Below are 13,180 nucleotides of genomic sequence, written 5' to 3'. Positions count from 1 at the left end.
GGGGCGTCGGCGAGCAGCGCGCCGAGCAGCACCACCTGCCGCGCGCCCAGCTCGTGGATCTTGTCGACGATCTCGCGGCAGAACGCCCGCCAGCGCATGTTCGGCTCGATGCCGTGGATCAGCACCACGTCCCGGCCCGAGGGCAGCCGGGCGCGGGAGACGCGGGTGGTGGGCCAGGAGATGCCGCGGGTCTCGCCGTCGATCATCTCGACCATCGGCCGGGTGACCTGGAAGTCGTAGTAGTCGTCGGGGTCCAGTTCGGCGATCGGCGTCGCGTCCCAGACGCTCTCCAGGTGGGTGATCACCCCGCTGGCCGCCTCGCCCGCGTCGTTCCACCCCTCAAAGGCGGCCACCACGACCGGATCGACCAGCTCCGGAACGCCTTCTAGCTCGATCACGCGCTGCCTCCTTCCGACGCCCTCTACAGCGTCACCGGGGGACCGTCCATTCCCGGGGGCCGGGGGCCCCGCTCATGATCGGTGGCTGTCAGCCTACGTCCTGACCGAGAACTACCCACCCCCCGCCGCCCCAGACCTCGCCGGGCCCCGCCCGGCGGGCCCGGAAGCGTCACGATCGGGTCACTTCCCGTCCGTGGTGTGCACGATCAGCACGTCGACGGGGGAGCGGTGCGACAGGTTCGCGGGCACCGACCCGAGGATCCGGCCGGCGAGGCTGTTGAGGCCCCGGTTGCCGACCACGACCAGGTCGGCCGCGCGGTCCTTCGCGATCCGCGCGATCACGTCCACCGCGTCGCCCTCCACGGCGACCTGGTCGATGTCGGTCGCGCCCTGCGCCACGGCCCGCTCCCGGGCGGCGCGCAGCGCGTCCTCGGCCGGGGTGGAGCCCTGCACCTTGTAGGCCAGGTCGCCGAGCTGGTCGGCGGCCGTCAGCCGCTGCCGCTCGGGCATCGGGTTGTAGGCGGTCGCCAGCAGCAGCATCGCGCCGGTGGCGGCGGCGAGCGCCGCGGCGCGGTCGACCGCGCGGAACGAGGTGTCCGACCCGTCGGTCCCGACGAGGATGGTCCGGTAGGCGCTCACGGCGGCTCCCTGCTGTCGCGGCCGGGGGCGCGCGTCGCCCGCGGCGGTCGTCGTCCGGGCCCGCGCGCCGGCGGGCCGGGCGCGTTACCCGTTGGTAGGCACTGGCGGAACGTTAGCGTTCCGATCACCCATCCGTCACGGGGCGGGACGGGGACGGCCGACGGCGCGGGGAGCCCGGCCCGATAAGGTTTGTCACCATGAGCACTCCCACCGCGGCTTCCCTGCGCCAGGCCCTGAAAGAACGCGTCGTCGTGGCCGACGGGGGCATGGGAACGATGCTCCAGGACGCCGGCCCCACGCTGGACGACTTCCAGGGGCACGAGGGCTGCAACGAGATCCTGAACGTGACCCGCCCCGACATCGTCCGGTCGGTCCACCGCGCCTACTTCGAGGCCGGCGTCGACTGCGTCGAGACCAACACCTTCGGCGCCAACCTCGGCAACCTCGGCGAGTACGACATCACCGAGCGGATCTTCGAGCTGGCCGAGGCGGGCGCGCGGCTGGCCCGCGAGGTCGCCGACGAGTTCAGCACCCCGGACCGGCCGCGCTGGGTGATCGGCTCGGTCGGCCCCGGCACCAAGCTCCCGACCCTCGGGCACGTCCCGTTCGCCGAGCTCCGCGACGCCTACCACCGCAACGCCGAGGGCCTCATCGAGGGCGGCGCGCACGCCATCCTCGTCGAGACCTGCCAGGACCTGCTGCAGGCCAAGGCCGCGCTGATCGGCGCCCGCCGCGCCATCGACGCCGCCGGCGCGGACACCGTCCTGATCGGCCAGGTCACCATCGAGCAGAACGGCGCGATGCTGATGGGCTCGGAGATCGGCGCGGCGCTCACCGCGCTCGAGCCGATGGGCCTGGACCTGATCGGCCTGAACTGCGCGACCGGCCCCGCCGAGATGAGCGAGCACCTGCGCTACCTGGCCCGGCACGCCCGCATCGGGCTGAGCTGCATGCCGAACGCGGGCCTGCCCGAGCTGACCTCCGACGGCGCCCGCTACCCGCTCACCCCGGACGAGCTGGCGAACGCGCACGACACCTTCACCCGCGAGTTCGGCCTGTCGCTGGTCGGCGGCTGCTGCGGCACCACCCCCGAGCACCTGGCGAAGGTCGTCGAGCGGGTCCGCGGCCGCGAGGTCGCCCCGCGCCGCCCCCGGCACGAGGCCGGCGCCGCCTCCCTGTACCAGCACGTCCCGTTCCGGCAGGACACCTCCTACCTGGCGATCGGCGAGCGCACCAACGCCAACGGCTCCAAGGCCTTCCGCGAGGCGATGCTGGAGCGCCGCTGGGACGACTGCGTGAAGATCGCCCGCGACCAGGCCCGCGACGGCGCGCACATGCTCGACCTGTGCGTCGACTACGTCGGCCGGGACGGCGTCGCGGACATGAAGGAGCTGGCGTTCCGGTTCGCGACCGCCTCCACGCTGCCGATCGTGCTCGACTCCACCGAGGTCGACGTGATCGTCGCGGGCCTGGAGATGCTCGGCGGCCGCGCCCTGATCAACTCGGTGAACTTCGAGGACGGCGACGGACCCGACTCCCGGATGGCGCGGCTGATGCCGGCCGTCAGGGAGCACGGCGCGGCCGTCGTCGCCCTCACCATCGACGAGCAGGGACAGGCGCGCACGGCCGAGAAGAAGGTCGAGATCGCGGTCCGGCTCATCGAGTACCTGACCTCCGAGTGGGGCATGGACGTCGGCGACATCGTCATCGACACCCTGACCTTCACCATCGGCACCGGCCAGGAGGAGTCCCGCCGGGACGCGGTCGAGACGATCGACGCGATCCGCGAGCTGAAGCGCCGCCACCCGGACGTGCAGACCACCCTCGGCCTGTCGAACGTGTCGTTCGGCCTGAACCCCGCCGCCCGCATCGTGCTGAACTCGGTGTTCCTGCACGAGTGCGCCGACGCCGGGCTCGACTCGGCGATCGTGCACGCCTCCAAGATCCTGCCGATGAACCGGATCCCGGAGGAGCAGCGCAAGGTCGCGCTCGACATGATCTACGACCGGCGTGGCGACGGCTACGACCCGCTGCACCGCTTCATGGAGCTGTTCGAGGGCGTCGACACCGCCGCGATGAAGGCCGACCGGGCCGCCGAGCTGCTCGGGCTGCCGCTGTGGGAGCGGCTCAAGCGCCGCATCGTGGACGGCGAGCTGGACGGCCTGAACGCCGACCTGGACGAGGCGCTCACCCAGCGGCCCGCCCTGGAGATCGTCAACGACGTCCTGCTGGACGGCATGAAGACCGTCGGCGAGCTGTTCGGCTCCGGCCAGATGCAACTGCCGTTCGTGCTCCAGTCGGCCGAGGTGATGAAGACCGCGGTCGCCTACCTCGAACCGCACATGGAGAAGGTCGAGGGCGACGGCGGCAAGGGCCGCATCGTCCTGGCGACGGTGAAGGGCGACGTCCACGACATCGGCAAGAACCTCGTCGACATCATCCTGTCCAACAACGGCTACGAGGTCGTGAACATCGGCATCAAGCAGCCGATGTCGGCGATCCTGGACGCCGCGCGGGAGCACCGCGCCGACGTGATCGGCATGTCCGGGCTGCTGGTGAAGTCCACGGTGATCATGAAGGAGAACCTGGAGGAGCTGAACAGCCGCGGCCTCGCCGGCAACTGGCCGGTGCTGCTCGGCGGCGCCGCCCTGACCCGCGCCTACGTCGAGCAGGACCTCGCCGACCTGTTCGACGGCCAGGTCCGCTACGCCCGCGACGCGTTCGAGGGGCTGCGGCTCATGGACGCGTTCATGGCGGTCAAGCGCGGCGTGGACGGCGCGGCCCTGCCGCCCCTGCGCGAGCGGCGGGTGCGCAAGGGCGCGACCCTCAAGGTCACCGAGCCCGAGGACATGCCCGCCCGCTCCGACGTCGCCGCCGACAACGCGCTGCCGAAGCCGCCGTTCCTCGGCGACCGCATCGTCAAGGGCATCTCGCTCGCCGACTACGCCGCGTTCCTCGACGAGCGCGCCACCTTCATGGGGCAGTGGGGGCTGAAGCCCGCGCGCGGCGGCGACGGGCCGTCCTACGAGGAGCTCGTCGAGACCGAGGGACGGCCGCGGCTGCGGATGTGGCTCGACCGCATCCAGACCGAGGGCCTGATCGAGGCCGCCGTCGTGTACGGCTACTACCCGGCGGTGTCGGAGGGCAACGACCTGGTCATCCTCAACGAGGACGGCTCGGACCGGGAGCGGTTCACCTTCCCGCGCCAGCGCCGCGACCGGCACCTGTGCCTGGCCGACTTCTTCCGCTCCCGCGAGTCGGGCGAGACCGACGTGGCCGCGTTCCAGCTGGTCACGGTCGGGTCGAAGATCGCCGAGGCGACCGGGGAGCTGTTCGCCAAGAACGCCTACCGCGACTACCTGGAGCTGCACGGCCTGTCGGTGCAGCTCACCGAGGCGCTGATGGAGTACTGGCACACCCGGATCCGCGCCGAGCTGGGCTTCGGCGGCGAGGACTCCGGCGACGTCGAGGACTTCTTCAAGCTCGGCTACCGGGGCGCCCGCTACTCCTTCGGCTACGCCGCCTGCCCCGACCTGGAGGACCGCACCAAGCTCGTGCGGCTGCTCGAGCCGGAGCGGATCGGGGTGACCCTCTCGGAGGAACTGCAGCTCGCGCCCGAGCAGTCGGCGGACGCGCTGGTCGTCCACCACCCCGAGGCGAAGTACTTCAACACCTGATCCGCCGGCGCGCAGGCCGGGCGGTCCGCTGTGCGGCGGCCCGGCCGGCCCGCCGCGGGCCGCCCGAGGCGCGATTCGGCGGGACGCGTCGTCTCACCTAACCTGGATGATCGAGGCCAAGGGAGGTCAGACGGCGTGGGGCTGGGCGTACAGGGTGATCCGCAGGCGGTGCTGTTCGACATGGACGGCACCCTCATCGACTCCGAGCGGCTGTGGTTCGAGGTCGAGTCCGAGGTGATGGAGTCCCTCGGCGGCGTCTGGACGCACGCCGACCAGGAGAACCTGGTCGGCGGGAACCTCGCGGTCGCGTCCGACTACATGGTCCGCCGGGCCGGGAGCGGTGTCCCGGCCGAGCAGGTGGGGCGGACGCTGCTGGCGGGGATGGTCGAGCGCATGCGCACCAACGTGCCGCTGCTGCCGGGCGCCAAGGAACTGCTCACCGACGTCCGCGCGGCCGGCCTGCCGACCGCGCTGGTCACCTCCAGCCACCGCGCGCTGCTCGAACCGGCCCTCGACGGCATCGGCCGCGACCACTTCGACCTGACGCTCGCCGGGGATGAGGTGTCCCGCACCAAGCCCCACCCCGAGCCGTACCTGACCGCCTGCGCGCGCCTCGGCGTCGACCCGGCGCGCTGCGCGGTGCTGGAGGACTCCCCGAGCGGGCTGGCGTCCGCGGAGGCGGCGGGCTGCCGGACGGTCGCGGTGCCCGGCGTGGTCGCGCTGGGCGCGGCGCCGCGCCGCACGGTCGTGGCGTCCCTGGAGGACGTGGACGTGCCGTTCCTGCGCTCCCTGTTCGCCTGACACGCGGCTTTCACCCCGAATCGTCCTGGGGTTCGCCTCCGCGCCTTCGAACGGCTGAGCGACGCTCTCAGCCGCTCGGCATCCCCGCGCGCGCCGCCGCGCGCCCGCGGAAACCCTGACGGCTCGGGGGATCTGGGGCGCCCGGGGGACTTGAGACGCGGGGCACCCGAAGATCCCCGAGAGGGCCGGGGTCCCCGGGGTGACCCTGACGCGCCCCGGAGGCGGATCGCGCCCGAGGAGGAGCCGTGATCAGGGACAAACCGTCCAAGGGGAGGAGACCCACCCGCCGTCCGGCGTGTGAGGATGGGACGCGAGAGCAGCACGACCGAGCCTGGGGGCCGTCATGAGCGACGCAGTGATTTTCGCGATCAGTCTGGGGGTGACCCTCGTCGGCCTGGTCGCCAGCTGGGGTGTGTACCGGCGCAGGGGCGCGGCCTCCGGCGCGCGCGGGGCGGCGCTGTCGCTGATCCCGCTGGCCGCGTCGATGACCGGGGTGACCCCGTTCCTCGCCGACCTGGTGTTCAGCCCGATGAAGTGGGCGGGCGTGGCGGTCGCCGGGCTCGCGGTCGTCCTCTACCTGGCGTCCGGGGCGGCTTTGAGCCGCCGTTCGGTGACCGAGGGTGACGGCGGGAAGGCCGCCCGGAAGGCGTCCGGCGGCAAGCAGGCGGGGGCCGGGAAGGCGCCGAAGGGCGCCGTGGGCGGCCCCGCGCCGACGGCGGTCGACCCGGATCTGGCCGAGATCGAGGACATTCTGCGCAACCGCGGCATCAAGTAGCCGGGCCGCGGGGGCCCGGGCCGGACGGTCCGGCCGCCGCGTCCGGGCCGCGATCCCGTCCGAGCGCGGGGCGGGGCCGATGGTGCCGGTGTGACCTGGCGGTTCACGACGGGGTGCGTCTCCCTGGGAGGCGTGCCCCGTCGTTTTGGCGTCCGGGCGGCCGAGGCCGCGGATGATTCATCTCAAAACGGACTCGGTCCGATAAAGCTTGCCGGTCGGAGCCCCGTTTGACTTGCCTGCACCCGTGGGGGGAATCGTACGATCTGGGCACTTTCGTCCGATCTGTTGTCCATCTCACGTCTGCCCTAGATGACGACGAGATCACAAGTCAGATACGGGTACTGGCATCGGCGGCTTCTCGGATGGACAGTCGTGGCCGAAGCACTAGTTTTCCCTCCAGCAAACGCGGTGAAACGGGCACGAACAGCGGACGATCTCCGCTGCCGCGCGGCGCCCGCCGCGGGCGTGTGGCCCATAAGTAGGAGGTACGGAGCGTGACCGCACCGATCGAGGCGACCGGGGCGCAACAGGAGGCCCAGCCGGATGCCGTTCTCGCCGGCGTCGAGAGCAAGGCCATCCAGGGCCGTTCGCTCGGGCAGATCGCCTGGCTGCGGCTCAAGCGCGACAAGGTGGCACTGGGGGGCGGGGTCGTGATCATCCTGCTCATCCTGACCGCGATCGTCGGGCCGTTCCTGGTGCAGGACCCCCTGACCTACCACCAGGGCCTGGTCGACCCGACGTTCAACCGCCCCAAGGGCGGCATCTGGCATTCCGGCATCAGCGGGGACCACCTGCTGGGCGTCGAGCCCGGCACCGGCCGCGACATGCTCTCCCGGATCGTCTACGGAGCGCGGATCTCGCTGCTCGTGGCGTTCCTGGCGACGGTCCTGTCGGTCGTCATCGGCACGTTCTTCGGCATCACGGCCGGCTACTTCGGCGGCTGGGTCGACACCGTGATCAGCCGGACGATGGACGTGTTCCTCGCCTTCCCGCTGCTGCTGTTCGCGATCGCCCTGGTCGGCGTCGTGGGCACCACCCCGGCATTCGGGCTCGAGGGCAACAACCTGCGCATCGGCGTGCTGATCTTCGTGATCGGCTTCTTCAACTGGCCTTACATCGGCCGCATCATCCGCGGGCAGACGCTGTCGCTCCGCGAGCGCGAGTTCGTGGACGCCGCCCGCAGCATGGGCGCCAAGCCGGGCTACATCCTGTTCAAGGAGCTGCTGCCCAACCTGGTCGCGCCGATCCTGGTCTACTCGACCCTGCTGATCCCGACCAACATCCTGTTCGAGGCGGCGCTGTCGTTCCTCGGTGTCGGTGTGAACCCGCCGACCGCGTCGTGGGGGCACATGCTGTCCGAGGCCGTGCCGATCTACAGCGCGGCCCCCTGGTTCATGGTCGTGCCCGGCATGGCCATCTTCATTACCGTCCTGGCCTTCAACCTCCTCGGTGACGGGCTCCGGGACGCTCTCGACCCCCGGGCTAAGTGACACCGGGTTTAACCCTCAAGTGAAGGGGTGCGCCTGCACATGAAGAAGATCAGACCATTCGCAGCAGTCGCTGTCGGCCTGGTCGCCACCACTGGCCTGGCCGCTTGCGGCGGCGGTGGCGGGGACAGCAAGAACGGCGCCGGTTACAACGCGGCCGTCGACAAGGTGATCAACGCGTCGGACACGAAGGGCGGCGAGCTCCGCTTCGCGATCTCCGACGACTTCGACTCGCCGGACCCGGGCAACACCTACTACGCCTGGTCGCAGAACTTCGTCCGCCTGTACGGCCGTGGCCTGCTGACCTTCAAGCCGTCGGCCGGCCCGGACAGCAACCAGGTCATCCCCGACCTGGCGCAGGGCCCGGGTCAGACCCCGGACAACGGCAAGACCTGGACCTACAAGCTGCGTTCGGGGGTGAAGTTCGACGACGGCACGCCCGTCACGTCCAAGGACGTCAAGTACGCCGTCGAGCGCTCCAACTTCACCGACGAGCTCCAGCTGGGCCCGAAGTACTTCAAGGCCTACCTCCAGGACAACCCCACGCCCTACAAGGGTCCGTACAAGGACAAGAGCCCCGAGGGCCTGAAGTCCATCGAGACCCCGGACGACAGCACCATCACCTTCAAGCTGTCGAAGCCGTTCGCGGAGTTCGACTACCTGGTCGCGATGGCGCAGACGATCCCGGTGCCGCAGGCCAAGGACGGCGGCCTCAAGTACGAGCAGAAGATCGTCTCGTCCGGCCCGTACAAGGTCGACTCGTACGAGCGCGGCAAGTCGATGGTCCTGTCCCGCAACCCCAACTGGGACAAGAGCACCGACCCGATCCGCAAGGCGCTGCCGGACAAGATCACCCTGCAGCTCAAGCAGTCCGGTGACGACATCGACAACCGCCTGCTGGCCGGTTCGCTCGACGTCGACGCCGCGGGCGTGGGCGTCCAGGCCGGTACGCAGGGCAAGCTGCTGACCGACCAGACCAAGAAGGCCAACACCGACAACCCGCTGCAGGGCTACCTGCGGTTCGCGTCGATGAACCTCCACGTCAAGCCGCTGGACAACGTGCACTGCCGCCGCGCCGTGCAGTACGCCACGGACAAGGTCGCCATGCAGTCCGCCTACGGCGGTCCGCTGGCCGGTGGCGAGGTCGCCACGACCATCCTGCCTCCGGGCATCGTCGGGTACACCAAGTTCGACAAGTACCCGCAGACCTACAAGCAGGGCGGCGGCCTGGACGACCAGACCATCGCCAAGGCCAAGTCGGAGCTGCAGCAGTGCGGCCAGCCGAACGGCTTCAAGACCAAGATCTCGGCCCGGTCCGACCGGCCGAAGGAAGTCGCCATGGCGCAGGCCATGCAGCAGGGTCTGAAGGCCGCCGGCATCACCACCGAGATCGTGCAGTACCCGGCCGGTGACTACTTCAACAAGTACGTCGGCGCCCCCGAGTTCGTGCACAAGAACGGCGTCGGCATCATGCTGATGGCGTGGTCCGCCGACTGGCCCACCGGCTACGGCTTCCTCTCGCAGATCCTCGACGGCCGGGCGATCAAGCCCTCCGGCGGCAACAACCTGCCCGAGGAGAACAACCCGGCGATCAACAAGGCGTTCGACGACGCGATCGGCAACGTCGACAAGAACGCCCGCGCGAAGATCTACGGCCAGATCGACCAGATGGCGATGGACGACGCGGTCGACATCCCGATCATCTACGCCAAGGCTCTGCTCTACCGTCCGAACAACCTGACCAACGTCGGCATCAGCCAGGGCTACGGCGGCATGTACGACTACCTGAACCTGGGTGTCAAGAAGTAGTAGCGGCCCCGCTACTCGAAGTTCCTGAAGGCAGGTGAAGGCGACGCCCGCCGACCGGAGGTGACCCACCGGTCAACTCCGGTCGGCGGGCGGTGCCGCGCATTGTGTTCGCATATCTCATCAGACGCGTCATCGGGGCCGTCCTCATGCTGATGATCGTCAGCGTGGTGGTGTTCGGCATCTTCTTCGGCATCCCGAAGCTCGCCGGGCAGAGCAACGACCAGCTCGCCGCCTCCTTCGTCGGCAAGGCCCCCACGCCCGAGGCGATCCAGCAGACCAAGCACCGGCTCAACCTGGACAAGCCCATCTGGGTCCAGTACGGCAAGTGGGTCAAGGGCGTCGTCGTCGGGCAGGACTTCAACAACGGTCCCACCGTCGAGCACTGCTCCTCGCCGTGCTTCGGCTACTCGTTCAAGAACAACCAGGCCGTCCTGCCGCAGCTGGAGGACCGCGCGCCGGCGACGCTGTCGCTCGCCGCGGGCGCCGCGGTGATCTGGCTGATCTCCGGTGTGTCGGTCGGCGTCCTCTCGGCGCTCAAGCGCGGCAGCCTGTGGGACCGCGCGGCGATGATCGTCGCACTCGGCGGCGTCTCGCTGCCGATCTACTTCACCGGCCTGATCTCCCTAGCGTTCGTCTCCTACAAACTGGACCTGCTACCCGGCGGCGGCAGTTACGTGCCGTTCACGCAGAACCCGGGGATGTGGTTCCAGTCGCTGATCCTCCCGTGGATCACGCTGGCGTTCCTCTACGCGGCGACCTACGCGCGGCTCACCCGCGCCGGCATGCTCGAGACGCTCGGCGAGGACTACATCCGGACCGCGCGCGCCAAGGGCCTGCCGGAGCGGACGGTCATCACCAAGCACGCGCTGCGCTCGACCCTGACCCCCATTCTCACGATCTTCGGCATGGACCTCGGCCTGCTGCTCGGCGGCGCGGTGCTGACCGAGCACACCTTCGGCATCTCCGGGCTCGGCCAGCTGTCCATCGACGGCATCACCGGCAACGACCTGCCCGTGGTCCTCGGCGTGACCCTGGTCGCCGCGCTGTTCATCGTGGTGGCGAACCTGATCGTGGACATGCTGTACGCGGTCATCGACCCGAGAGTGAGGCTGGGCTGATGAGCGACGCCAAGCGTCCCGCGGAGATCCTGAACGGCGGGCCGGCGGAGGTGGCGGCCGGTTCCGCGCCGTCCACGGCCTTCCTGGAACTGCGCGACCTCAAGATCCACTTCCCGACCGACGACGGCGTGGTCAAGTCCGTCGACGGCCTGTCGTTCAAGCTGGAGCGCGGCAAGACCCTCGGCATCGTGGGCGAGTCCGGCTCCGGCAAGTCGGTGACGAGCCTCGGCATCCTCGGCCTGCACAACCGCCGCAACGCCCGGGTCTCCGGCGAGATCTGGCTGGACGGCACCGAGCTGGTGTCGGCGCCCGAGGAGACGGTCCGCAAGCAGCGCGGCCGGAAGATGGCGATGATCTTCCAGGACCCGCTGTCGTCGATGCACCCCTTCTACACCGTCGGCGCGCAGATCATCGAGGCGTACCGGGTGCACAACGACGTGTCGAAGTCGGTCGCGCGCAAGCACGCGATCGACATGCTCGGCCGCGTCGGCATCCCGAAGCCGGACAAGCGGGTGGACGACTACCCGCACCAGTTCTCCGGCGGCATGCGCCAGCGCGCGATGATCGCCATGGCGCTGTCGTGCGACCCGGAGCTGCTGATCGCCGACGAGCCGACCACCGCGCTCGACGTGACGGTGCAGGCGCAGATCCTGGACCTGATCCGGGACCTGCAGCAGGAGTTCAACTCCGCGATCATCATGATCACCCACGACCTGGGCGTGACCGCGGAGCTGAGCGACGACGTGCTGGTCATGTACGGCGGCCGGTGCATCGAGCGGGGCACCGCCACCGAGGTGTTCCACGAGCCGGAGCACCCCTACACCTGGGGCCTGCTCGGGTCGATGCCGCGACTGGACCGGCTGCGCAGCGAGCGGCTCCAGCCGATCCCGGGATCTCCGCCCAGCCTGATCAACCTCCCGTCGGGGTGCGCCTTCAACCCGCGCTGCCCCTACTCCGACCAGACCGACGGGCGCAGCACCGCCGACCGGCCGGAGCTGCGGGAGACCGGGCCGGGGCACATGGTGGCCTGCCACCTGCCGACGGACCGGCGGCGGCAGATCTTCACCGACGAGATCCGGCCGAAGCTGTGACCGCGCGCACGGCGCACGCCTGGGCCGGACCGGCCCGGCGTGCCCTGCCCGTGGAGACCGGCGCACACCCGGGGGACCCGCTCCCCCCTAGCACGATCGCGGAGACAACGTGAGCACATCGCAGAGCCCAGCGGGCGCCGAGGGCGCCGTGGCCTCGCCGGCCGGCGGCACCGCGCGCACGGGCGAGCCCCTGCTCGAAGTGACCGACCTGCGCAAGCACTTCCCGGTGACCGCCGGGCTGCTGCGCCGGCAGGTCGCCACCGTCAAGGCGGTCGACGGGGTGAGCTTCTCGGTGCACAAGGGCGAGACGCTCGGCCTGGTGGGCGAGTCGGGCTGCGGCAAGACCACCACCGGCCGGATGATCATGAAGTTGCTGGACTCCACGTCGGGGAAGATCTCCTTCGAGGGCCACGACATCACCCGGTACTCCCAGGGCCGGATGCGCCCGCTCCGGCGGGACATCCAAATGATCTTCCAGGACCCGTACTCGTCGCTGAACCCGCGCAAGACGGTCGGCGCGATCGTCGGGGCGCCGTTCCGGCTGCAGAACATCCAGACCGAGAACGGCGTCAAGAAGGCCGTCCAGGAGCTGCTGGAGCTGGTCGGGCTCAGCCCCGAGCACTACAACCGCTACCCGCACGAGTTCTCCGGCGGCCAGCGGCAGCGCATCGGCATCGCCCGGACGCTGGCGCTCAAGCCGAAGCTGATCGTCGCGGACGAGCCGGTGTCGGCGCTGGACGTGTCGGTGCAGGCGCAGGTCGTGAACCTGCTGGAGGACCTGCAGGACGAGCTCGACCTCACCTACGTGGTGATCGCGCACGACCTGTCGGTCGTCCGGCACATCTCCGACCGGGTCGCGGTCATGTACCTCGGCAAGCTGGTCGAGATCGCCGACCGGGACGACCTGTACGAGCGTCCCATGCACCCCTACACCAACGCGCTGCTGTCGGCGGTGCCGATCCCCGACCCCGCCCAGCGCGAGGGACGGGAGCGGATCCGGCTGCAGGGCGACGTGCCGAGCCCCCTCGACCCGCCGCCCGCCTGCCGCTTCCACACCCGCTGCTGGAAGGCGCAGGACATCTGCAAGCAGGTCGAGCCGCCGCTGGTCGAGCTGTCGCCGGGGCACATGGCCGCCTGCCACTTCCCGGAGAACACCACGGTGTCGGAGACCGACGTGGTCGCCAAGGCCGCGGTGTCGCCGGAAGTCGACTGAGCGGGCCGGGCCCGCGGCCGGGACGCGGGACGGGACGACCGGGAGCTCGTCCCCGCCCCCCCCCCCCCGCCGGCCCCCCCCCCCCCCCCCACACGCCGCGCGCCCCCCCCCCCCGCGCCCCCCGCGGGCACCCCCCAGCTGCCTCGCTGTAGGCGCCGGTGCGGCTCGACCA

The 13,180-nt window shown here is 70.5% G+C and carries 10 protein-coding genes; 8 read left to right on the top strand and 2 right to left on the bottom strand.

Annotated elements, in window-relative coordinates; translation table 11 throughout:
* On the bottom strand, positions 1-398 hold a 398-nt coding region (locus tag AB0J52_RS10615; protein WP_500181329.1), incomplete at its 3' end, for a PAC2 family protein.
* A 180-nt stretch (positions 399-578) separates the two neighbouring features.
* On the bottom strand, positions 579-1,037 hold the full coding sequence (locus tag AB0J52_RS10610; RefSeq protein WP_500181328.1) for a universal stress protein: 459 nt from the start codon (positions 1,035-1,037) through the stop codon (positions 579-581).
* Positions 1,038-1,234: 197 nt separating this feature from the next.
* Here AB0J52_RS10610 and metH point away from each other — a divergent pair, with 197 nt between their 5' ends.
* The 8 genes from metH to AB0J52_RS10570 all read left to right on the top strand — a co-directional run bounded on the left by metH (position 1,235) and on the right by AB0J52_RS10570 (position 13,008).
* Positions 1,235-4,714 (top strand): methionine synthase, encoded by a 3,480-nt coding sequence (gene metH / locus AB0J52_RS10605; RefSeq protein WP_500181327.1) that lies wholly within the window; start codon positions 1,235-1,237, stop codon positions 4,712-4,714.
* 135 nt (positions 4,715-4,849) lie between these two features.
* Positions 4,850-5,515: an HAD family hydrolase gene (locus tag AB0J52_RS10600; RefSeq protein ID WP_500181326.1), complete on the top strand. Its 666-nt coding sequence runs from the start codon at positions 4,850-4,852 to the stop codon at positions 5,513-5,515.
* A 343-nt stretch (positions 5,516-5,858) separates the two neighbouring features.
* Positions 5,859-6,290 (top strand): hypothetical protein, encoded by a 432-nt coding sequence (locus AB0J52_RS10595; RefSeq protein WP_500181325.1) that lies wholly within the window; start codon positions 5,859-5,861, stop codon positions 6,288-6,290.
* 494 nt (positions 6,291-6,784) lie between these two features.
* Complete coding sequence (locus AB0J52_RS10590; RefSeq protein ID WP_500181324.1) at positions 6,785-7,780, top strand: ABC transporter permease; 996 nt, start codon at positions 6,785-6,787, stop codon at positions 7,778-7,780.
* Between the two features lie 39 nt (positions 7,781-7,819).
* Positions 7,820-9,586, top strand: coding sequence for an ABC transporter substrate-binding protein (locus AB0J52_RS10585; protein WP_500181323.1), 1,767 nt, complete (start codon positions 7,820-7,822; stop codon positions 9,584-9,586).
* Positions 9,587-9,690: 104 nt separating this feature from the next.
* Positions 9,691-10,704 (top strand): ABC transporter permease, encoded by a 1,014-nt coding sequence (locus AB0J52_RS10580; RefSeq protein WP_500181322.1) that lies wholly within the window; start codon positions 9,691-9,693, stop codon positions 10,702-10,704.
* Entirely contained in the window at positions 10,704-11,795 is a 1,092-nt protein-coding gene (locus tag AB0J52_RS10575) for an ABC transporter ATP-binding protein (protein WP_500181321.1), read from the top strand. The genes AB0J52_RS10580 and AB0J52_RS10575 overlap by 1 nt, the downstream gene beginning before the upstream one ends.
* A 148-nt stretch (positions 11,796-11,943) precedes the next feature.
* Positions 11,944-13,008, top strand: coding sequence for an ABC transporter ATP-binding protein (locus tag AB0J52_RS10570; RefSeq protein ID WP_500181330.1), 1,065 nt, complete (start codon positions 11,944-11,946; stop codon positions 13,006-13,008).
* Positions 13,009-13,180: the final 172 nt, after the last annotated feature.

It is taken from the genome of Spirillospora sp. NPDC049652, assembly GCF_040675125.1.
GTDB lineage: Bacteria > Actinomycetota > Actinomycetes > Streptosporangiales > Streptosporangiaceae > Spirillospora.
This window is presented reverse-complemented; position numbering and strand designations above follow the sequence as displayed.

Excerpts from the sequence above, each read along its gene's own strand:
- AB0J52_RS10585 (WP_500181323.1), top strand. The coding sequence starts at position 7,820 with ATGAAGAAGATCAGACCATTCGCAGCAGTCGCTGTCGGCCTGGTCGCC.
- AB0J52_RS10575 (WP_500181321.1), top strand. The coding sequence starts at position 10,704 with ATGAGCGACGCCAAGCGTCCCGCGGAGATCCTGAACGGCGGGCCGGCG.
- AB0J52_RS10595 (WP_500181325.1), top strand. The coding sequence starts at position 5,859 with ATGAGCGACGCAGTGATTTTCGCGATCAGTCTGGGGGTGACCCTCGTC.
- metH (WP_500181327.1), top strand. The coding sequence starts at position 1,235 with ATGAGCACTCCCACCGCGGCTTCCCTGCGCCAGGCCCTGAAAGAACGC.